Raw genomic sequence first — 21,354 nt, forward strand, 5'->3', positions numbered from 1 at the left:
AAAACTAAGTCGAGTTACTTTTAGGGTTACGTTAGTGTTAAAGCATGGCTTCTTTTATCGAGGATTACGCCCTGCTTTCAGACATGAACACTGCCGCGCTCGTGTCTCGCGCAGGATCAATCGACTGGTTCTGCGCACCCCGCTTTGACTCGGGGGCAGTATTCGCCTCCCTGTTGGGCGATCGCGAAAACGGACGTTGGCTTCTAGCACCCCTGGAATCAGTCAATCCTTCCCCTGTAGAAGAAGTCCGTACTGAACGCTCCTACCGCGAAAATACTTTTATTTTGCAAACAGTGTGGCACGTGGGCGAAGCGAGCGTGCGAGTCACAGATTTCATGCCCCTTGCCGGCGGAACCGCGATTGTTCGCAGTGTGGAAGGACTCACCGGCGAAGTCACCATGCTCCAAGAGCTAAACATGCGATTCGATAGTGGAAAGACGACGCCGTGGGTGACCCAGTATGACGGCCCCGCAGACTCCACCGGCGCTGTTGATGTCTCCCAATCCATGCTGGTAGGTATGGCAGGGCCTCACGCACTAGTCTTCCGCGGAGACACTATCCCAGAAGGTCAGTACGGCAACCACACCGATACCTTCACTGTTTCAGCAGGTCAGAACTACGTTTTTTCGCTGAATTATTTTGCTTCCAACCACAACCCGCCGGCACCCATCGACTACTCCACAGCCATCACCTACACCACCGCGCAGTGGACCGAATGGTCAGACCTCTATGTTCCGCCAGCCATTGCAGAGGCAACCGAAAACGAGATTTCAGCCATCCGCACCGTGCCGAATGAAGAGATAAGTGCCGAAAGCACGACGTCGTCCAGCATCGGACTCCCCTCGACAAATCGCGAAGGCGAAGCCATCACCAATACGCAGCTTCCCGAAATTGACCTTGCCACCTATCACGAGCTGGCGCAGACCGCTATGCATCCGATTGTGCCCAGCACCCCCGAGCAGATTCAAACGCAAAATGATGAGTCATACCGCGAAGCTCGCCTGCGCTCACTGCTGGTGCTACGCGCCCTGATTTCCCGCGAAACCGGCGGTTTGGTGGCGGCTGCAACGACGTCGCTGCCCGAAACTGTCGGTGGACGCCGCAACTGGGACTTCCGCTTTTCCTGGTTGCGCGATGTTGCCATGGCAATGGAAGTAACGCTTGCCCACGGTCACGAACGTGAAACTGCTCAGTTGCGTAACTGGATTATGCGGGCGGTGGCAAATAGCCCCTATAATCTGCATTCGGTTTACGGCGTGGCGGGTGAGAAAGACGACTTGGAACGACGTCTTGCCTTGCCAGGCTATGAAAATTCGCAGCCGGTTCGCGCAGGTAATGGCTCAGATGACCGCTTCCAGGGTGATGCGCTAGGGCAGGTGCTCGTCACTTTTGCGCATCTTCGCGAAAACGGTGTGGGAGAGGACCAACTGTCCTGGTCGCTTCAAAAAGCCCTCCTAAATTCGGCGTCTGAACGAATTGGCCAACCTGACCAGTCCATGTGGGAAATCAAGGGTGACCCCCATGTATTTACCCACTCACAGGCAATGCTCTGGGCGGCTTTCAATGCGGGAATTTCGGCGGTGCAAGAGCACGGGTTGGACGGCGACGTCGAACTCTGGGCTCAGTGCCGCGATCGCCTTGCTCAGGATATTCTCTCGCAAGGTTTCAATACTGAACTGAACTCGTTTGTGCAAACCTACGGGGGTACGCACGTCGATGCTTCGCTGTTGCAACTGGCGCAAATAGGTATGGTGACATGGGACGACCCCCGCATGATGGGCACCGTCGCACGCATTGAACGCGAGCTTCAGCATGAATCGGGCATGATTTATCGTTATATCAACGTGCGTGGGTTTGACGGTTTCGAAGATCAAGATAACCTGCATTTTGCCGCATCCCTCTGGTTGGCGGAACACTACATTCGTTCAGGCAGAGAGGCTGACGGTCGTGCCCTTCTCGATACTGTCCTGAGTGCCGCTAACGATTTAGGTCTGATGAGCTCCGAGTATTCTTACGCAGAAAATCGCCAGACGGGCAACTTCCCGCACACCCTGGCGCATATTGCCCTGGTGCGGGCGGTGCAGGCGCTGGAGATTTAGGAGTTTTTAGGCTGATTCTCGCGCGTATTTCGAGGCGCGAACGGCGCAAATCATCAACTGAACCTGATGGAAAACCATGAGCGGCAGAATCAACAAACCTACCCCTGCGCCACCAAAAATGACGGCGGCCATCGGCAGACCCGTCGCCAGCGATTTTTTAGTGCCGCAGAACTGGATAGCTATGCAGTCTTCGTGAGTGAAGCCCAGCTTTTGCCTGCAAACCCGGTGAACCAAAGCATGGCTTCAACCAGTGCGACCGCCAAAGCAACCAGGAAAATAATCTGCCACCAGCTCACGCGCGTCCAAATGCCGTCCACCATTCCTTCTGAAAACGCCGCATAAACAACCATCGCGATGGAGAGTCGATCTATCTGTTTGACCAGGTGATTCTTGGCAAATGACGCGGTGAAGCGGCGGGTTAGTTGCCCCAGGACGAAGGGCAACAAGAGTTGAATGGCGATATCGAGAAACACGTTGCCGCTAATTTTTATGCCGCCAGAACCCATCAGCAGCATGACCAGCAAAGGTGTAATTACAATTCCTAGCAGGTTCGATGCCGAGGCTGACACAATCGCACCGGGTACGTTTCCGCGGGCAATAGAGGTGAACGCTACCGATGACTGCACGGTGGAGGGCACCAGCATGAGGTACAGCAGACCCAGGTAAAGCTCGTTGCCCAGAAGGTATTTCAGTGGGAACAGAGCCAGCCCGGCGAGAGGGAACACCAGGTAGGTAAAACTGAGGATTGTGGCGTGCAGCTTCCAATGTTTGAAACCGGCGACAGCCTCCTGCGGGGAAAGCCTCGCCCCGTAAAGAAAAAACAGGAAGGCGATAGCGATTTTAGTGGCGACCGAGAACCCTTCGGCGAAATCCCCGCGCGCAGGGAAAAAGATAGCAATCACCACGGCGGTGAGAATCAGCGCGATGAGCGGGTCTAGCTTCAATTGGGGAAGGCGGAAGGGCATGTACACCAGTGTATCGGTGTGGGTGTTAGCTCCTTCGCACGTTGAGGTGCAAGAAAGGGTCAACTTTTTGCCGAAAAGTTGACCCTTTCTTGCACCTCAACACCCAAAGAAGGATATTGGGAGAAAGTCTGAGAGGAAACATCATGAAAATTGCCGTCATCGGATCAAACAACGTCGATCTGATTTCCTACATCCACCGCATGCCAGAGCTCGGCGAAACCATCGAGGCACCCGATTTCCGTCTCGGATGCGGCGGCAAAGGCGCGAACCAGGCGGTTGCTGCCGCGCGTCTTGGCTCCGAAGTGTTGATGGTAACGCGCGTAGGTAACGACATTTTTGCCGAAAACACCATCGAAAACTTCCGCGCTAACGGTATCGACGACAAATACATTCTGCGCACCGAGGCAACCTCCGGCGTCGCGCCCATCTTCGTGGACGAAAAATCGAACAACTCAATCATCATCGTCAAGGGCGCTAACACCCTGCTTTCGCGCGAGGATTTAGAAAACGCCCGCGAGGACATCGCCCAATGCCAGCTGATAGTGCTGCAACTCGAAATTTCGCTCGAAACCGTGTACGCGGCCGTCGAGTTGGGGGAGGAGCTAGGCATCCCCGTCCTGCTGAACCCTGCACCTGCAACCCCCGAACTTTCTCTTGAACGCATGAAGGGTGTGGAGTTCATCGTGCCTAATGAGACTGAACTTTCATTACTTTCGGGAATGCCCGTGGAGAGCCTCGACGATATCTCGAATGCCGCGCACGTCCTCCTGAACGTAGGTATCAAGAACGTAATCGTGACGCTCGGCGCTCGCGGCGTGCTCTGGATTAGCCAGGAGGGCGAGCGTCTCATCGAAGCAAGCAAAGTGGACGCCAAAGACACTACCGGCGCGGGCGACGCATTCATCGGCTGCTTCAGCCACCGCTGGGTGAAAAATGGCGACATCGCTGAGGCAATTCGCGTGGCGAACGTGTACGCCGGCGATTCGGTGACCCGCCTAGGCACACAGACCTCCTACGCCACCGCTGCAGAGTTTGAGGAGAGGACGGGGGAGAGGGTTTAGGGGGGACTGGCTGCGTACACTCAAGACGTTGAATGTTCACCCAAAAAGGGGAGCATTCAACCGAATGAGTGTACGTTTCCCTTCCGGCGCGTCCGGGACGAAATGAACATCTAGGTAGGTAAGACTGCGAATACCGTGTCCAAGGCATTCTCATGTTCGTCGTCGCAAATATAACCGCGTAGCCATAGTGTGCCATCCACGTTGCGGAGGTAGAACCCCTTGGGCACGTAGGGATCGGAGGAAAGTGGCGGTGTGGAGACATTCACCGCGGAATCTGGAGACTTATGTTGCCCCGTCAGCGTCGAGTTTCTACTGGTCGGCTGGGTGCGCCACGATAGGCGTAAATACGGTGCGAGCTCAAGAGGACATAATGCGAATCCACGTTCCCTGATGCGCCGATAGATTGCAGGCAAATTTGCAGGCTCAGTAAATCCCAGGTCCGCTACCGTGACTAGCTGAACCCGATATTTACCGGTCTTAGAGAAATCAAAAAACTTCGGTTCCAAAAGCGTTTGAGCGTGCGTATTGAGCTGAATTCCCGCTGATTCAAGACGTCTCGTTAGCGCTTCCGAGGTGAGTCCCTCTAATGTAACTGTAAAAGTATTCATGATCTCCTTCGGGGTCTAAGTTGTAGGATAAGACCGCGGGTTCTACTTGATGACGGCGCTGGGACGACCGGCGGGTTGCACGCCGCGCGTCCAGTTAACTTTGCTTGGCGCAATCCCCGATAAGCACAGCCTAAGTGGCGTTCTGGGGTGCATATTTACACTTCAGAACGCCACTTTGACTGTGCTTTAGGGGGTGGATGGCAGGACGCCAGAACCTAATTTTCCACGACAAGCTCCACCTCGAAACCCTCTGAATTTTCAAGGTAAAGGGCAGTATGCTCATCCCCGCCGGCATGCGGGTATTTTTCTGCGAACAATTCCTGCCAGCCCCAACCAAGTGCATTTTGGCGGATTTCGTCCAGCTTTTTGCGGCTCCCAACATTTAGCGCCAGATGATTCATACCCGGATTTGTGCGGCACAGACCGCCCCGCACGTCCGGGGATTCTTCCAAAACAAGGTAGGAGCCATCCGCACCTTTCCACGAAATGCCCTTCTCCCACTCGGCGCCCACCCTTGCCCCTAACGCATTCATCAGCGGTGACCACTCGGCAAGGACACTCCCAAAATCAGCGGTCCATAGTTCCACGTGATGAACCATAACGCTCGATGCCACAGGCACACTACCCAAAGCGTTTGTCTGGTTGTTCACCCGTAAGATGTCTCCACGCAGTCGCGCCGCGTTGACCGCGTCGAAGGTCTGCCCGTCGTAGAGGAACTTTTCGCGTTCGATGCCTTCCATCGTAAAGCCGGCTGCTGCGGCGACCTTGCCCGACGCCGGATTATTTGTTCGGTACCCCAATTCCAGACGGCGGAGCTTGGGTGAATTAAGTTCGCCCAGTAGCTCAGTATCGACCAGTGTTGAATCAGAATCAGCTGAATATTCTCCTAGCGCCCAATCGCATACCGCGCGCACTGCTATTTTCATGAGCCCGCGGCCCCGCACTAATGGTGCATTCCAGTAAGAAACCCAACCGCGATCCCACGCGCCGTCGTCATTATGAGCAGTAAATTCAACGGCTACGCAACCTGCAGGTTTTCCTCCATCTTCGAGACAGAAAACCGCATGATTCTCGGCGGGAAGATAGTGGTGCTGAATAAAGTTTTCGGCGTCGGTGAGAGAATCCAAAGCCGGCATCTGGCGTTTCATATCAGAATTTTGCCGATAAATTTCAAGCAGAGCCTCGGCATCGTCCGGTCGCCACCACCGCAAAAACATGAAGAACCCCAATTCTGTCGAGTAACGTGGCTTACATTATACGAATCCCTGCGACCTCTACCCCCTAGATACAGTAAAAGTGGCGTTCTGCGGTGCAGAAATGCACCGCAGAACGCCAGTTTGGCTAGCAGTTAGGGGTCGGGGGCTGACTCAGCCCTAAACCTCAACCACCATCGGCTCAGCCTTATGTTTGTTCTTTTTCGCCACGGCGTAACCGGCAAAGGCTAGAGCCAAACCAACCGCGCACCATACCAGCAGGGTAATCCACTGGGGAGCCGTGTTGGCGTCCGGGAAGTAGCTGATGGAACGAAGCAAACGGGAAGGCACTAAATCGAGTGCTGGGGGTCTTGCCCCGCGCCATCCTCATGGGGCGGAGGCAGCGGCGAACCGCCGGTGTTCCAGAATCCACGCATCTGCGGAGGAATCCAGCCGTTGAAGAGCGTATCGCCCACACGGCGGTCCCTCTCGCGTGCGGGAGGTTTCTGGTCGGTGACCACGATGCCGAAGTGGTTATTATTGCCCGGGCGCTCAGGGTAGGTCGCCATGAAATCACTTGCCTGTAGCGGATCAGCCCATGCCGCCGCGGGTTCAGCCGCAGGAATCATGGACAGCGGGTACGGCGGATTGAACTTAGGACGCCACACCAGACGGCCGGGTTCCGAACGATCGCGCAGTGCATGGGCACGCCACGTCGTCGCTGGATGAGACATATTCAAATTCGCAAGCCACGTAAAGAAACCATCCTCAAAGACGGCGCGGTTAGCCAGCTCGTCAGTATTAACCTCATTGACCAGGTACTTGCCTGCAGAAAGCACGCCCATGGTCTGCATAGCTCCGCCAGGAGCCAAGCGGAAACCAAAATTGTCTGCGGTGTACTCCTGTGCGCGTGAAAGCGTAGCACCCAGGTAAGGAATCTGCTGGAAAAAAGATGTAAAAATCAACCGGAAATAACCCACATGACCTGCGGCGATATGCCCTACCTCGTGACCAATAATGAACTTAAGGGCCTCAGGGTTACGCGCCTTGCCGCCGATTTCGAATAGGTCAGAGAAAACTACAATAAAACGACGGTGGCCGTGGCCAGAAGCGAACGCGTTAATCTGGCCGTTACCTACCACGACGTAGGCATCGGGCACACGGCGTAAACCTGCTGCACGGGCGGCATCTACCAGCATCTGGTACGCCTCAGGGAACTGCGTGGGTGAAATACGGACGCCGGTAATGCGCATCTGCGCGTACATCAGGGCTCGAACCCAAAAAATAGCTAGGGGCAGATAAAGACCAATCACTAACAACTGCTGAACAAGCTCACCGGGGGAGAAAACATAATCGTCCACTGTGAACATTGCGATGAAGGAGGTAATGAGATAAATAGCGCCTGCAAGATACACAAAGAGCGTGACCATGTAGGCGGCTAGGAGCCAGGGAATTTCACCCGGATGCCGCAGCGCGTTGATGAACTTGAACGGCAAGAGGCTCTGAAAGCGGAAAAGCCTGGGCTCAGGAAAGGGTGAGACCGGGTGCTGACGCATGTCCTCCGGTAGCCAGCCTTGCGAAAGATCATCCGGTAGAGGCTGGTGTAGACCTACAGAACCGAAGTTCTGCGGCCCAGATTGTCCAGGCTGCCCCTGCTGTTCCGGCTGCGGAGGGGGTGGCGATGGGCCGGGTGGAAAATTGCCGTTGGGGGTGTCGCTCATGAACCATCCTTGATGATGACAGTTGTGATTCTTCTACACCAGCTTAGCCCCCAACGGGCTTTATTTTGTACTTCGTGAACCTTAGCCAGCTACGATAACTTCGGTTGCCTCAGCAATAGCCTTTTCTTCGTTGGTAGGAACAACCAGTACAGGAATCGCTGAATCTTCGGTAGAAATTAGGTGGGGCTCATCGCTGCGCACCTGGTTTGCTGCCATATCGAGCTTGATGCCCAAAGCACCCAAACGGCTCACGGTCAGCTCGCGGAACGGCGAGGAGTTTTCACCAATACCCGCGGTGAAAATCAGCGCCTGCATGCCGCCCACAGCAACATGGTAACCACCAATGTACTTAGCCAAGCGGTAGGACGCCATGTCCAAAGCTAGCTTGGCGCGCTCGTCGCCGCCCTCCATAGCTTCAACTACTGCACGCATGTCGTTGTTGCCCGCAATAGCTAGTAGGCCGGATTCTTTGTTGAGCATCTGGTCCATGCGCTCAGGAGTGAGCTCGGGGTCGCGCATCATCAGGTTGGTCAAGACTGAAGGATCAATATCGCCTGAACGAGTACCCATAATCAGACCAGCGAGGGGAGTGTAGCCCATAGAAGTATCCAGGCACTTGCCACCCTCAACAGCGGTAATGGACGCACCGTTACCCAGGTGAGCAACTACAGCGTTGAACTGATCGCGCTCCACACCGAGGTATTCAGCGGCAACACCGGTTACATAATCGTGGCTGGTGCCGTGCGCACCGTAGCGGCGAACGCCGTACTTCTCTACCAATTCCTCGGGCACAGCATAGCGGTACACGTACTCGGGCATGGTGGAGTGGAAAGCGTTATCGAAAACAGCAACCTGAGGCACACCGGGATAGGTTTCGGTAGCAGCCTTAATGCCCAAGACGTGCGCAGGGTTGTGCAAAGGAGCCAAAGGCGAAAGGTCGTCGATCTGCTGAAGCACCTGATCGTCAATCAATACAGGCTCAGTAAAGACGTCACCGCCCTGGACTACACGGTGACCAATAGAGTCGATAGTCTTACCGTGCAAAGGCGTCTTGAGTTCCTCTGCCATGATGGCAAGCGCTGCAGTGTGGTCAGGAATTTTGGTTCCTACGTTTTCAATAAGGCCCTTGGCAATTACCTGGTTGCCTTCGCCTTGCTGATCGGTATCTCGAACCTGGTACTTTACGGATGAAGATCCGCAGTTGATAACAAGAACTAGCATGATACTTTCCTTTGTTTGGAGTGTGTCTGTTGAGAAGCCATACGCGGCGGTATTCTTTCGCCGCGGTCAGAGTTAGAGGGTCTGCGCCTGAATTGCCGTGATGGCTACGGTGTTGATGATGTCATCAACGGTGCAGCCACGGGAAAGGTCATTCACAGGCTTACGCAGTCCCTGCAGGACCGGACCAACAGCCACAGCGCCGGAAGTCTGCTGCACAGCCTTGTAAGTGTTGTTGCCGGTGTTGAGGTCGGGGAAGATGAAGACTGACGCCTGGCCTGCCACCTCAGAATCGGGCATCTTGGAAGATGCGATGGACATGTTGGATGCGGCGTCGAACTGGATAGGACCTTCAACGGCGAAGTCGTGCTCTGAATTCTTGACAATTTCGGTTGCCTCGCGAACAACCTCGACATCCTCGCCAGCACCTGAGGAACCGGTGGAGTAGGAGAGCATGGCGACCTTGGGTTCAACACCGAACTGACGTGCGGTTTCTGCCGATGCACGGGCAATGTCTGCGAGCTGCTCGGCGTTGGGGTTGGGGTTCACAGCGCAGTCACCGAAGACTAGAACGCGGTCTTCCATGAGCATAAGGAACACAGAGGAAACAATCTTAACACCGGGGCGGGTCTTGACGAATTCCAGTGAGGGGCGGATAGTGTTGGCGGTGGTGTTGACAGCGCCGGAAACCATACCGTCCACGATGCCCTTGTACACGAGCATGGTGCCAAAGTACGAGGGATCGTCATGCATACGGGCACGAGCGGCTTCGATGGTGACACCCTTGTGTGCACGCAACTCAGCGTAAGTGGAAGCGAAGTCTTCGACGTACTCATTGTTATCGAGGTCGATAATACGAATCGATGACTTGCCATCTTCACCGGTGGGTAGTGTGATGCCTTCGTTCTGGCAGATTTCGGCAATCTTTTCAGGGTTGCCCAACAACACCAAGTTGCAGAAGTCGCGGCGGGCGATAATTTCTGCTGCGCGTAGGATACGGACGTCGTAACCCTCAGGGAGCACGATGGTGCGACGGTCCGAGCGTGCCTTTTCGATGAGGTTGTGCAAGAAACGCAGGGGAGTCATCGACGCAGGGCGTTCGAGTTCCATACGTTCAAGCAACTCGTCGGCATCAACAGAGCGGGACCATTCGCCCAGGGCAGCCGCCACCTTGCGGGGGTTGCCATTAGAGAGCGCGCTAGTAACGCGGGAAACTGCGCGTCCTGCTTTGAAAGTATCGAGGGGAGTATCGAAAACGGGGAAGGGCGAGCGCTCAATCAGCGAGCCAATGACCGAACCCGAAATGCTCTCAAAACCGCCGGTCAGCAACATGCCGGAAGGGGCAGGGAAGCTCGGTGAAAGTGCAGAGGCCAGCGATGCTACAACGACGTCGGCGCGGTCGCCGGGAACGATGACGAAGTCGCCGTCAGCAAACTGGTCGAGGAAGTTGCTGACAGTCATAGCAGCAATCTTCATGTCGTGAATGTCGCGGTTGAGCTTGTCGCTATTTACGCCTTCTGCGTTGAGATCAAGGGCATCTACTACTTCGCTGACCGAAGGGACAGCCAGCTCAGGAATCTCAGGGATAACGTATACAGGGCGCTGCGAAGGCCCACGCTTGACTGAGTTCAGCAACTCCTCGCGCTGCTCAGGTGCGCAGCGGTTCACGATAAGCGCCATGGTATCTACCTTGGCGCCGGTGAGTTCGGTGCGGGCAACATCTACTGCATTGACGGCATCGTTCACGGTAGAGTCCTGGGCGCCAATGATAGCCACTACGGGAATGCCTAGGTCACGGGCAAACTGTGCGTTGAGGTCAAACTCTACGGTTGCGGCGTTATGCGCCAGCAAGTCGGTTCCATCTACGATGATGACATCGCAGTTATCAGTCATCTCAGAGTAGACAGAAACCATCGTGGAGGACATTTCGTCATGCTTGCCTTCGGCCAGCAACTCGCGGCAGCGTTCTAGCGAAACACCGCCGCGCGCCTGAAGAGCGCTCAAGCCGAAATTACGGCGAATAAGCTGCAGCATGGGATCGTTAGCTTCTGAATCACCCTTGAAAATGGTGCGGAAGTAACCCACGCGGTCAGTTCGCTTAATCAGGGAGTCTGCCAGACCCAGGGCAACTAGGGATTTGCCTGAATTTTGGGTCATTGCGGAAAGGTAGATACCGGTAGTCATATGCGTTTCTACTTATCTTTGGGCTGGCACCCAGCTGTGCGTGGGTGGCGCGGCATTTGGCCGTGGCTACATGTGCGATTTTATGTGTTTTAGAGGCAGGTTTTGTACCGTATAGGGTGGTATGTCTGATAACTCACAGTGAATATCGAGTGTGAATCAGAAGGTAATTTTGACCCTTACCCTGTTCACAAGGCGATTTGAGCCGATAGGCTAAAAACATGTTATTTGCATTTTCTATTGCGCCCACAGGCGGCGGCCCCGAAGACGGTTCAGTACACAACGCGGTTGCAGATGCCGTGAAGATTGTTCAAGATTCGGGTTTGCCGAACGAAACTAACTCTATGTTCACCACTATCGAGGGTGAATGGGACGAGTGCATGGACGTCATCAAGCGCGCCACTTTTGCGGTCGCGAAGCACGGCCCGCGCGTCGCTCTGGTTTTGAAGGCAGACATCCGTTCCGGCCATGATTCCGGTGAGATTACAGGCAAGGTTGAACGCTTGAACAAGGCGCTGGAAGAGCGCGACTAGGGTTCTGGATTCTCTGTACCTTCGGAGTTTGTATCAAACTTTTAGCTGTGTACCAGGATTTTCGTAGTACAGCGGGGAAAGTTTGATACAAACTCTGTGGGGCTCTATTTGAGTGAATCCCAAAATGGTATTCTTTCGGTATGACTACTCAAATTGCCGTACGGTTACCCGATGACCTGGTTGAATTTCTCGATAAAACAGTTTCCCACGGTGATGCTCCTAGCCGAGCAGCAATAGTTACTGAAGCCCTCGAAGCAGAACGCCGCCGTCAAGCAGCTATCCACGATGTACGTCTGCTCGGAGAAGCCGGTACCGAAGACGACCTTGATGACCTGGTTGCGTGGAGCGCCCGGCAAAAGCCATGGGGCGACTAATGCGCGAAATATGCCTGGTTTATGTGGACAAAACTCGCCCCGCGCTCGTCTTGACTCGTGAGCCCACTCGCTTTGTGATGTCTAAAGTAACCATTGCCCCTATTACCTCAACTATTAAGGGGCTTTCGAGCGAAGTCATTTTGGACGCCCGCAATGGGCTCGACCACGAGTGTGCGGTATCGATTGATAATACACTGACGATTCCCGCCGCAGCGTTGGGGCGAACCGTCGGTTACCTTACCCCAGCGCAGGAGAAGCAACTGGCTAGAGCAGTGGTGTTTGCTTTTGATTTGAGTGTGCCGCTTTCAGGAAGCGAATAGAGAGCGTGTGTTAGGAAAGTTTAATACAAACTCGGCGGAGGTGGCGGGGCTACTGAAGGACGACGCCGCCGCGAAACATCCGTGCGGTCTGCAGAGGTTGACCGGGTTCACCGTGGGGCACGCCCCAGATGCCGCCGCATTCACCAAAGATACCTTCGTCCTGGAAGCCGAACTTTTCGTAGAATCTCTTGGCACGCTCGTTACCGCCGATGTACCAGAGGTAAGCCGGCTCGTCGTCTGCAAGCACCGCCCGCAAGAGCGCCTCACCTAGCCCCGTCCCGTGCGTCGTGGCGCGGGTATAGAGCTGACTCAAATCGCGAGTTCCCGCTACCACCGGCACAACGGGCATCTCAGATTCCCACTCGTGGGGTCCTAAAGAAGACAGCGCAAGCCCGACGGGCGCGTCCCACTCAATATCAGCGCCCACAGCACAGGAAAGACCGCCCTGGCTCGTCCACCTGGGTACTTCGTAGGCGAGAAAACAGCGCACGCCGGGGCCGTTGACCTCTTCCATGAATTCCTCAATGGATTCGTCTCTAGCAGCGCGGCGGCGCACCATAAACCCTGGATCTGCTATAGCTGAGTAGGTTTCCTCCATACAATCGTGCAGAAGATTCACGTACTTTTCGGCCTCGTCGGCAGCTGCCGGTTCCAGCACGTACCGCCCGTTGCACACAAAACCCATAATTCTCCCTCTCATCTGCAAGTATCTAGTTCCACGCTAACCTGAAGTACTCTAGAAACCGTGGCTAAACGCAGAAAAACACCCAAGGTGCAACCAGAAAATAGCGCTCTTCAAGAGGGCAAATACGAGATTTCAACCGGAGTTGCCGAGTTGATTGCTGACGACTACACCCCCGACGGCTGGGTACTCGAAATCAATGGCATGGAATCGTCGCACGTAGTGGTGGGGCGTCCGCGCGAACTCGATTTTGAGTACATGCGCTGGTTGGTTGCTGTAGTCGAGGCGCACGTTGAAACCACGCTTGACCCCGATAAACTCCGCATCACCCACCTGGGCGGCGGTGCCTGTTCGATGGCGCGTTATCTCGCCGATGTTTACCTGAACTCCCGCAATACCGTGGTTGAGCTCGACGGCAAACTTGCCGAGCTTGTGCGCGAATGGTTCGAGCTGCCTAAAGCGCCGCGGGTCAAGATTCGTGTGGGGGAAGCTCGTGAAGTGACTGAGACGTTCGCACCGTCCTCCCGCGACATTATTATTCGCGACGTTTTTGCCGGCTACGTGACCCCCACTCCGCTGACCACCCTGGAATTTACGCAGATAGTTTCTGAAGCGCTCTCGCCGGAGGGACTCTACATCATCAACTGCGGCGACAACCGGGATCTGGCGGGCGCTCGCGCTGAAGCTGCTGCGATTGCTGAAGTTTTTGAGCATACCTGCGCTGTGGCCGATTCGGCGATGTTCAAGGGGCGACGTCGCGGTAACGTCATCATTGCTGGCTCTCATGCTCCGCTACCCGTGACGGGCGAGAATATTACTGCGCAGATTACCAAGCGTCTTCTTGGTGGCGGCGTGCCTGCCCAATACAAGGACGACGCGTGGGTGCGAAACTTTGCTCGCGGCGTGCGTCCGCGTAGGGACGGCGCAGATACAGTTGATTTGAAAGCTCTTGACGAAGACTTACGAAAGGGTGAGCAATGAGTAATTTATATGCCGGTAGTGAGGAATACGCCCACGAAATTTTCCGGCAGGATGCCGTGGGCCGTGTGGGCGCTGAGATTACGGTGCCCCAGGAGCAGAAGAGTGCGCTTTCTACTGCTTTGCGTTCTTATTTTGAGAGTTTGCAGAGCTCTTCTCCCGAAGAAGCCGCTGCCCGTGGGTACGCCCAGATTTTCTTTGACGGCGGAGCGAGCCTTTGCCTTTTGACCGCTGAGTCTCTTATTCAGACGCCTATGCACGTGGTACTGGAATCGGCAGGGGAGGACGCCATGTCGTCCCTAGAAATAGCCGCTGAGAACTTGGTGGAGGTAGCCGAAGAAGCGTGCCCGGGTGCGAAATTTGCGTATGAGGAGTTGCCGGTCCGGGCTTTGAACTCCTAACCCGGAGTAAGGCAATCGCTGTTTCTTTACAAAACCTCCCCATCCACATACATCCATTCCCCGTTGACTCTTTCAAAGCGTGAGTTCTCCCGCTGGACTCCGCGTACGCGCTTGTCCTCGGGCGTGCCCGGCTGCGAGCGGTAGTGGGCGGCGAACTCGACCGTGCCTGTGGAGTCGAAGACGCCGCCTGAGGTAGCCAGAATGTCTAGGCGGTACCAGCGCAAAGTAGGGTCTAACTCCAGCGACGCCGGGCGGGTGCTGGGGTGCCAAGTGGCGAGCAGATAAGGCTCGTTTCCCGTTGCAAAAGCAGTAAAGCGTGAGCGCATCAATGCTTCAGGGGTTGGCGCAGCGATGCCAGAGCCCTCGGCAAAAGCATGGTGGAATCTACCGCAACATGCGCCGAAAATTTCGCCGGTTCCGCAGGGGCAGCGGTCATCGTGAGAGAGAATCAAGGGAGAAACCTTTCGAGAGGGAAACATGAAGCTCGTCATTCGCCCGTTCACCGCCGCCGATGCCGCGGTCACGCGCGCTATTTTCTACCAGTCTATTCACGAACTCGCTACTAACGATTATTCGCCGGCGCAGCTCGATGCCTGGGCGCCGGTGAACTACAACGTGCAGCAGTGGGCGGCTCAGCGTTCTAAAGCAGATACCTTCGTGGCTACCGTGGATGGTATTAGCGCGGGTTTTGCTGATCTCATTGAAGGCTCGGGGCAGACCCTGTTGGGAGAGATTCTCATCGATATGCTCTTTGTTCGTCCGCCTTATCAGGGGCAGGGGATTGCCAGCGCCCTACTGGCTCAAGTGCAAGAGGAAGCGAGGACGCGCGGAGCTACCGCGCTCGTCGTCCAGGCTAGTAAAACGGCGCGAGCTTTCTTTGAACGGCACGGATTCAAAGTTAAGCAAGAAAACCAAGTGCCCCTTCGCGGTGAGGTGCTGACCAACTTTACGATGAAGAAGAAGCTATAGTCTTGGCTTGAGGTACACAAAAAGCGTTGAATGGTCATCGTAAAAGATGAGCATTCAACGCTTTTCGTGTACTAAAAGAGACTGCGACAAGCCTTAGATGAAGCTCTTAACGAATCCCATGCCGAAGTAGAGCACGAACGCCGCCGAAACCGCATACATGAGCGGGTGGATATCGCGTGCGCGACCCTGTACTAAGCGGATGAAGACGTAGGAGATGAAGCCTGCGCCGATGCCGTCTGCAATGGAGTAGGTGAAAGGCATCATGATGATAGTGAGGAACGCGGGGATACCCAGGCCCCAGTCAGTCCAGTCAATGTTGATTGCCTGGCGAACCATCAGGAAGCCGACGACAACCAGCGCGGGGGCTACTGCCTCGAAGGGCACAACGTTCACCAGCGGGGAGATGAAAATGGCGATCAAAAAGAGCGCACCGGTGACAAGGTTGGCGAAACCGGTGCGAGCACCTTCGCCGATACCGGTTGCCGACTCCACGAAAATCTGGTGGGAGGAGCTGGACGCGCCGCCGCCCACGATAGAACCGAGCGAATCTACGAGTAGAACCTTGTTGATGTCTTCAATCTGACCGTTTTCGTTCAGCGTGCCGTTCTCCGCTGCCAGACCCACCGAGGTGCCCATAGCGTCGAAGAAAACAGCGAGCAAGATAGCGAAAACAAGCAAGGACGCCGCCATGCCGCCGAGCGTTGTGAACGCGCCAAACATATCAGCGGTGAAGAGTAGGGAGAAGTCCGGTGCGCCAATCCAGTTTTCGGGCATTCCGGGAACCATCAGCGACCAGCCGGTGGGTGAATCCATCGAAGAACCCGAAGGAGCAACGGTTTCCAAAATGATGGAAAGAATCGTTGATGCGATGACGGAAATCAGGATGGCGCCGCGTACGTTGCGGATAAACAGCGCGATAGTGAGGAAGAGCCCGAAGAGGAACACCACGATTGGCCAGCCCATCAGAGATCCGTTAGCGCCAAAGCTGACGGGTACGGTGGTACCTGCGGCGTCGGGCATACGACGCACGATTCCCGCGTTGACCAATCCAATCAGTGAGATGAACATGCCGATACCCACCACAATCGCGGTCTTGAGACTCTGCGGGACGGCGTTGAATACAGCCGTGCGGAATCCGGTCAGCACCAGCAGGAGCATGATGATACCTGCCCACACCACCAGACCCATGATTTCGGGCCAGGTGAGATTCGGGGTGGTGGCGATGGTCGATGCCAACAATGCGTTCACGCCCAAACCGGCAGCCATAGCGAAGGGCTGCTTAGCCCAGACGCCCATCACGATGGTGAGTAGACCTGCTACCAGCGCGGTTACCGCAGCAACGCGCTCGGGGCCAAGTGGGTTGCCGGAGGCATCGGGGCCGAGGCCAATGATAAGGGGGTTCAAAACCACGATGTAGCTCATGGCAAAGAACGTTGCGAAACCGCCGCGGACTTCAGACCCAATGGTCGAACCGCGTTCGGTGATTTTGAAATAGCGATCCAGCCCGTTTTTCGGCTTGCCGGGGGCGGGGATGTGTGCGGGTTTTTGAGCCGCGGTGTTCTCAGAAGTCATTCGTTGAATCCGTAGTTACTCTCGATGCTGTGCGTGTGTGAAACGCAAAAAGAAAATGCCAAGCGTGCAGGGCAACGTTGGCGTAAATTACTCCTCTAAATATACGCGGGTTCGCCGGCGTTCGGTGCCGTGGCGAACGTGATGTGTATTCACCCGTGCAGTTTGGTGTACAGACTTATAAGCTAAGGGTGACCTTACTTTCGATTAAAGGAGCCCCTATGAGCGATTTACCCACTCCCGAATCTTTGGTGCTGACCTCCCGCGCAGAGGTTGCTACCGAGCGTCCTGCCCGTTATGCCAAGCAGTTGGTTTCTCATATGGGGCACAAGGTGCCCGTTGAGGAGATTGAGAACGGTCACAGGATTACCTTTAACCGCGACGGAAATTTCAACGGTTACGGTGACGTCCTGGTGTTTGCCTCTGAGCGCGGCGAGCAGCTCGTTCTTCTCGCCCATGCTGACGACGACGAGCGGTTGAGCCGCGTGGAGGGCGTTTTGGGCCGGCATTTGGAAAAGTTTGGGGAGCGCGACGGCCTGAAAGTGGTTTTTGAGCGATAAGAATCGAGTGACCGGCTCCGCTCGTTTTGACCACGTATACCTGGTCAAAACGAGCTACGCCGGTCACTCGGTGAGGGAGCGTCTAAATTTTTGCCGCTGCTTCGACTTCATCCAGGACGACGCCGAGCGATTTCGCCCGTTCGTCGCCGAAGACGGTAGCGGGTGTGCCGTAATTCGTCTTGTAAGGTGGTTCGACCAGGCGCTTGCGCGGAACGTAACCAGTGCGTGTGAGTTCATCAATGAGCGTGTTGATGTAATTCATCTGTGCTGTGGTTGCCGTGTTGTGGTGGAGGAAGTCTGCGAAGAGGGCGCGGGCGGTTGCTTCGTCCAGCCCTACAAGCGAACGAATCAAAAGACCCAAGCCGCCCTTGGCTTGAGAGGCGTCGGTAATGACTTCTTTCTGGGCGATGCCGGCATCTAAAAGAATGTTCTCTAGGCGGCTGTAATCCACTTCGGTAAGTTTCTCATTGCGATGAACCTTTTGCAGAGCTGGGTCATCGAGGTGTTTTTGCAGGTAGGCGCGAGCCTTTTTCTCAAAAAGGTCTATGTCGGTACCGGTGACGTGCGGAATAATTTCGACCTCGCGTGCTTCGCTCAGGGTGTCCTCGATATCGAGTACCACAGGCTTACGGTGGTCTTTCTTATCCACGTGGCGCACCAGCGAACGAAGCCGTTTGCGCACACTTTCTAGCATGGAAACAGTCACGTTTTCCCACCAGATAACGTCTAGCACCGCAGAAATTATCTCTGCCTGCGCACTGATTTTTGGGATGGAATCAATTTTGCCGTGAAGATCTGAGGCAAGCTGGCGCACATTCTGCGCAGCTTTTTCTAGGAGCGCGGTTTCGCCTTGTAGAACGGCAAGTTGGGCGCGATGCATGAGCACGTCGAAGCGTTTAGCGTCGACGTCGGAGCCGAAGATGTCGGTGTAAAGTCCGGCGAGTTCGCTGGCTTGTGCAAAGGTTTCGTCGTCGAGCTTTTCCCAGGCTGCGGCGTCGCTGAATTTTTCCACCGCACGCAACCGTTGGCGTACTTGCACGTTGCGGGGGTCAAGGCTGAGGGCGAATCTGTGGAGGCGGTCAGCAATATCAAGGCGGAAGTCGCGCGAGTCTTCTGAAATTCCGTTGCCGTCGCCAACTGACCGAATGCGCGAGTCAGCGGCATCGTCCAAGTATTTAACGAGTTGTAATTCTAAATCGAATATTCGCTCGGTCAGCGAAAATTGCTTACTGCTACCAGCTTCGGGGAGGTCGTGGTTGAAGAATTCGATATTGCCACACCAGTCGAAAACGTAGAAATTCTCTTTATCTTTGCCGGGGCCAAAAAGGTCTGCGCAGAGGCGGGTTCCGCGGCCGATCATCTGCCAGTACTTCGATTTCGAACGCACGGGTTTGAAGAAGACGAGGTTGACGACCTCAGGTACATCGATGCCGGTGTCGAGCATGTCTACGGAGATTGCCACATGCGGGGTTTTAGCGGGGTCTGAGAAGTCTTCGATGAGGTCTTGCGCGTGCGAGGTGCTGTGAGTAATAACGGCGGCGAAGCCTGCGCCCAGATCGGGGAAAAGTGCGTTGAAGCGGTCGAGAATAATATTGGCGTGCGCCTGTGATTTGGCAAAGAGAATGGTTTTGCCGAGTCGATCGCCGCCGGCAACCCTGTGCCCTTCGTCCATGAGGTTTTTGAGGACTTTGTCGATGGTGTCGAGGTTGAAGAGGTACTTGTTGATATCGGGTGCTTCTACGCTCTCGGGGATTTCACCTTCGCCCCAGTCTTGCTCGTCCCAGGCGTCTTTATCATCTTCAGAGAGGTCCTCGTAGTGTACGCCTTCGCGCAAGAAAAGGGTGTCTCGTACCTTTGCTTTGGGTGGCACGAGGTAGGGCGGTTCGTTATTGACTGCCTGCTCCAACGTATAGACGTCGGTGGGCACGCCGTCTTCAATTTCGAAGAGGCGGTAGGTGTTGTGGGCAATGTCGTCTTTGGGGGTTGCCGTGAGCCCCACTTTGAGGGCATCAAAGTGGTTGAAGATTTCACCGTATTTGGCATAAACGGAGCGGTGGGCTTCGTCGATGATAATGAGGTCAAAGTAACCAGGCCCGAATCTCTGTAACCCATTTTCGTCACGGGTATTGATGAGGTTGAGCATGGTGGGGTAGGTGCAGGTGAACACGCGCGCGGTCGAGTTTTTCTCGGTGAGAAGGTTAGTCACGGGCACCTGGGGGAGATGCTCTACGAGCACCTTGGTTGCCTGTTTGACGAGCGCGGTGCGGTCTGCGAGAAAGAGCACGCGTTTTGCCCAGCTGGCTTCTTGAAGGAGCTCGATGAGCGCTGCGGCAATGCGGGTTTTGCCGGTTCCCGTTGCCATCACCAGCAGGGCGGAGCGCTTCTTAGAGGTGAAGGTTTCGGCAACTGAGGTAATGGCGTGAATTTGATAGGGGCGACCGGCGATTTCGGTGTTGATAGGACGTGCGGCAAGCGGCTTGCGGTCAGTGCGGCGGGCGATGGCGAGACGTAGCTCGTCTTCGGTCAAGAAACCGGCGACTTTGCGGGCTGGGTAGTTGGAACCTGGGTGATCGTCAATGATCTGGTGCTCGTATCCGTTGGAAACAAAAATAATCGGGCGAACGCCCTTTTCTTGTTCTAACGCGCTGGCGTAGAGCTGCGCCTGGTGAATGCCGGTGCTGGGGTTTTTACTGGTGCGTTTGGCTTCGATGATAGCGAGCGGCTTGCGGTCTGCGCTCCACAGAACGTAGTCAACCTTGCCTTTACCGCTGGGGTTAGTTGAAGCGGGGAGACCTTCCACCGGGTATTCACGGACCTCTGGCGCATCGGGGTTCCACCCCGTCTCTCGCAACAGAATATCGATGTATTCGGTGCGGGTTTCGTTCTCTTTATAGTCGTGGGTGTCTTTGACCTGCTTGGTGCGCTGCGCTTCGGCGATTTGCGCTCGCAGTTCGGCGATTTCACGGTCTTTTTCCGCTGATTCTTCAGCGCGTTTGCGGTCTTCTTCAGCGAATTGTTCTTGGAGTTGTTGGAGCTGTGCCTTGGTGCTGTGGTGCGCTTGGCTGGCGTGGGCACGCGCTTCTGCCTGCTGGCGTAGGGCATTGAGGTTGAATTGGGCTTGCTGCGGTACGGCTTCGGGGTTTGCCGAGGAATGCAGGGCCGCCCAGATGAGCAGGTGGAAGAGCTGTTCGACGGTCACGCCGGCGTCGCGCGCAGTGAATTTAATGTTGGTGTGGACTGCTTTGTTGCCGGCTAAGCGGATGATGTCTGCTTTGGCGACGAGGTCTCTCCCCACCAGTTTGTTGAATTCGGGGGAGTTGATGCGGGCGGCGAGTTTGTTCTCGTAGGGTTCGGGCAGGTTGTTGACTGTGTAGAGGTGGTCTACGAGGAGTTCGAGGGCGCGCCGGGCGTAGAAGAGGGAGCTGGTGGGGTCGGTGAAGATGTAGTGCTCGGCACGACGCGCGGGCTCCGCCAGGGCGGGGAGCGTGGAGGAGAGGAAGGCGAAGTTAGTCATGGGAGCCTCGGTGTCGATGTGGAGGGTGTGCGCTAAGATACACGGTTCGGGTTAATCGTACAAGGGTGTGGGTATGTTTTCAGGAGTAATCGTAGGTTTAACGCAACAGAACCTGCCCTTGGTGCCATTAAGGCGATGTAGGGCAGGTTCTTCTTGCTGGTTGACTCTATATCTTTTGTGTAATAGAGGTAGCAGGATTAGCTGATGCAGCCTTCTGAGTAATGAACTTACCCGTACGAGCTGATCGATTTACCGAGCGAGAGTTTTTGGTTGTTCCTCCTACTCGTTCAACAGTAGTTTTTGCAGGAGCTCGTTTTGCATACGATTTGGTGACGAAGCGCCCGGTGCTAGCACTGCGAGCGACTGTACGGCTTTTAGCCATGGACTAACCTTCTTTCTTGTTAGAAA

At 55.3% G+C, this 21,354-nt stretch carries 20 protein-coding genes and 1 pseudogene; 9 read left to right on the plus strand and 12 right to left on the minus strand.

What is annotated here, in order from left to right; translation table 11 throughout:
• Positions 1–44 precede the first annotated feature (44 nt).
• Complete coding sequence (locus tag IDM48_RS00920; protein ID WP_190617641.1) at positions 45–2,099, plus strand: glycoside hydrolase family 15 protein; 2,055 nt, start codon at positions 45–47, stop codon at positions 2,097–2,099.
• Positions 2,100–2,105: 6 nt separating this feature from the next.
• Here IDM48_RS00920 and IDM48_RS00925 read toward each other — a convergent pair.
• A pseudogene (locus IDM48_RS00925) lies at positions 2,106–3,064 on the minus strand (bile acid:sodium symporter family protein).
• A gap of 143 nt (positions 3,065–3,207) precedes the next feature.
• On the opposite strand from IDM48_RS00925, the gene rbsK reads away from it, so the two are divergent.
• Positions 3,208–4,125, plus strand: coding sequence for a ribokinase (gene rbsK / locus IDM48_RS00930; RefSeq protein WP_190617643.1), 918 nt, complete (start codon positions 3,208–3,210; stop codon positions 4,123–4,125).
• A 110-nt stretch (positions 4,126–4,235) separates the two neighbouring features.
• Here rbsK and IDM48_RS00935 read toward each other — a convergent pair whose 3' ends face one another.
• The 6 genes from IDM48_RS00935 to pta all read right to left on the minus strand — a co-directional run bounded on the left by IDM48_RS00935 (position 4,236) and on the right by pta (position 11,049).
• Positions 4,236–4,733 carry a hypothetical protein gene (locus IDM48_RS00935; protein WP_190617645.1) on the minus strand — a complete coding sequence of 166 codons (498 nt, stop codon included), beginning with the start codon at positions 4,731–4,733 and terminating at the stop codon, positions 4,236–4,238.
• A gap of 215 nt (positions 4,734–4,948) precedes the next feature.
• Positions 4,949–5,950 (minus strand): GNAT family N-acetyltransferase, encoded by a 1,002-nt coding sequence (locus IDM48_RS00940; protein ID WP_190617647.1) that lies wholly within the window; start codon positions 5,948–5,950, stop codon positions 4,949–4,951.
• Positions 5,951–6,106: 156 nt separating this feature from the next.
• Positions 6,107–6,277: a hypothetical protein gene (locus IDM48_RS00945; RefSeq protein ID WP_190617649.1), complete on the minus strand. Its 171-nt coding sequence runs from the start codon at positions 6,275–6,277 to the stop codon at positions 6,107–6,109.
• Complete coding sequence (locus IDM48_RS00950) at positions 6,277–7,647, minus strand: M48 family metallopeptidase (protein WP_238397995.1); 1,371 nt, start codon at positions 7,645–7,647, stop codon at positions 6,277–6,279. The genes IDM48_RS00945 and IDM48_RS00950 overlap by 1 nt, the downstream gene beginning before the upstream one ends.
• Positions 7,648–7,728: 81 nt before the next feature.
• On the minus strand, positions 7,729–8,868 hold the full coding sequence (locus IDM48_RS00955) for an acetate/propionate family kinase (protein WP_145177420.1): 1,140 nt from the start codon (positions 8,866–8,868) through the stop codon (positions 7,729–7,731).
• Between the two features lie 72 nt (positions 8,869–8,940).
• A complete protein-coding gene (pta, locus tag IDM48_RS00960; protein ID WP_190617651.1) occupies positions 8,941–11,049 on the minus strand; it encodes a phosphate acetyltransferase in 2,109 nt (702 codons plus the stop codon).
• A gap of 218 nt (positions 11,050–11,267) precedes the next feature.
• On the opposite strand from pta, the gene IDM48_RS00965 reads away from it, so the two are divergent.
• The 3 genes from IDM48_RS00965 (at position 11,268) to IDM48_RS00975 (ending at position 12,273) form a co-directional block, all read left to right on the plus strand.
• The gene (locus IDM48_RS00965; RefSeq protein ID WP_190617653.1) at positions 11,268–11,579 is read left to right on the plus strand and encodes a thiamine-binding protein; all 312 of its coding nucleotides are present in this window, start codon (positions 11,268–11,270) and stop codon (positions 11,577–11,579) included.
• A 140-nt stretch (positions 11,580–11,719) separates the two neighbouring features.
• Complete coding sequence (locus IDM48_RS00970) at positions 11,720–11,953, plus strand: YlcI/YnfO family protein (RefSeq protein WP_068173266.1); 234 nt, start codon at positions 11,720–11,722, stop codon at positions 11,951–11,953.
• Positions 11,953–12,273, plus strand: coding sequence for a type II toxin-antitoxin system PemK/MazF family toxin (locus IDM48_RS00975; protein ID WP_190617655.1), 321 nt, complete (start codon positions 11,953–11,955; stop codon positions 12,271–12,273). Before IDM48_RS00970 ends, IDM48_RS00975 begins: the two co-directional genes overlap by 1 nt.
• Positions 12,274–12,322: 49 nt before the next feature.
• On the opposite strand, the gene IDM48_RS00980 is transcribed toward IDM48_RS00975, so the two are convergent.
• Positions 12,323–12,958 (minus strand): GNAT family N-acetyltransferase, encoded by a 636-nt coding sequence (locus tag IDM48_RS00980; protein WP_190617657.1) that lies wholly within the window; start codon positions 12,956–12,958, stop codon positions 12,323–12,325.
• 60 nt (positions 12,959–13,018) lie between these two features.
• Here IDM48_RS00980 and IDM48_RS00985 point away from each other — a divergent pair, with 60 nt between their 5' ends.
• Both IDM48_RS00985 and IDM48_RS00990 read left to right on the plus strand, forming a co-directional pair.
• Positions 13,019–13,936, plus strand: coding sequence for a spermidine synthase (locus IDM48_RS00985; protein WP_238397996.1), 918 nt, complete (start codon positions 13,019–13,021; stop codon positions 13,934–13,936).
• On the plus strand, positions 13,933–14,334 hold the full coding sequence (locus IDM48_RS00990; RefSeq protein ID WP_190617659.1) for a hypothetical protein: 402 nt from the start codon (positions 13,933–13,935) through the stop codon (positions 14,332–14,334). The genes IDM48_RS00985 and IDM48_RS00990 overlap by 4 nt, the downstream gene beginning before the upstream one ends.
• 26 nt (positions 14,335–14,360) lie before the next feature.
• Here the strand turns inward: IDM48_RS00990 and IDM48_RS00995 are convergent, their stop codons facing one another.
• Positions 14,361–14,813 carry a YchJ family protein gene (locus IDM48_RS00995; RefSeq protein WP_190617661.1) on the minus strand — a complete coding sequence of 151 codons (453 nt, stop codon included), beginning with the start codon at positions 14,811–14,813 and terminating at the stop codon, positions 14,361–14,363.
• Here IDM48_RS00995 and IDM48_RS01000 point away from each other — a divergent pair.
• Positions 14,812–15,303 (plus strand): GNAT family N-acetyltransferase, encoded by a 492-nt coding sequence (locus tag IDM48_RS01000; protein ID WP_151146240.1) that lies wholly within the window; start codon positions 14,812–14,814, stop codon positions 15,301–15,303. The genes IDM48_RS00995 and IDM48_RS01000 overlap by 2 nt on opposite strands.
• A gap of 93 nt (positions 15,304–15,396) precedes the next feature.
• Here the strand turns inward: IDM48_RS01000 and IDM48_RS01005 are convergent, their stop codons facing one another.
• Positions 15,397–16,875, minus strand: coding sequence for an NCS2 family permease (locus IDM48_RS01005; RefSeq protein WP_151146243.1), 1,479 nt, complete (start codon positions 16,873–16,875; stop codon positions 15,397–15,399).
• Positions 16,876–17,093: 218 nt separating this feature from the next.
• Here IDM48_RS01005 and IDM48_RS01010 point away from each other — a divergent pair, with 218 nt between their 5' ends.
• Positions 17,094–17,432 (plus strand): DUF2218 domain-containing protein, encoded by a 339-nt coding sequence (locus IDM48_RS01010; RefSeq protein ID WP_068173243.1) that lies wholly within the window; start codon positions 17,094–17,096, stop codon positions 17,430–17,432.
• 82 nt (positions 17,433–17,514) lie between these two features.
• On the opposite strand, the gene IDM48_RS01015 is transcribed toward IDM48_RS01010, so the two are convergent.
• Positions 17,515–20,946 carry a DEAD/DEAH box helicase family protein gene (locus tag IDM48_RS01015; RefSeq protein ID WP_190617662.1) on the minus strand — a complete coding sequence of 1,144 codons (3,432 nt, stop codon included), beginning with the start codon at positions 20,944–20,946 and terminating at the stop codon, positions 17,515–17,517.
• A gap of 166 nt (positions 20,947–21,112) precedes the next feature.
• Positions 21,113–21,328 carry an ABC transporter ATP-binding protein gene (locus IDM48_RS01020; protein ID WP_190617664.1) on the minus strand — a complete coding sequence of 72 codons (216 nt, stop codon included), beginning with the start codon at positions 21,326–21,328 and terminating at the stop codon, positions 21,113–21,115.
• Positions 21,329–21,354 lie beyond the last annotated feature (26 nt).

Source organism: Rothia amarae, assembly GCF_014705945.2.
Taxonomy (GTDB): Bacteria; Actinomycetota; Actinomycetes; order Actinomycetales; family Micrococcaceae; genus Rothia; species Rothia amarae.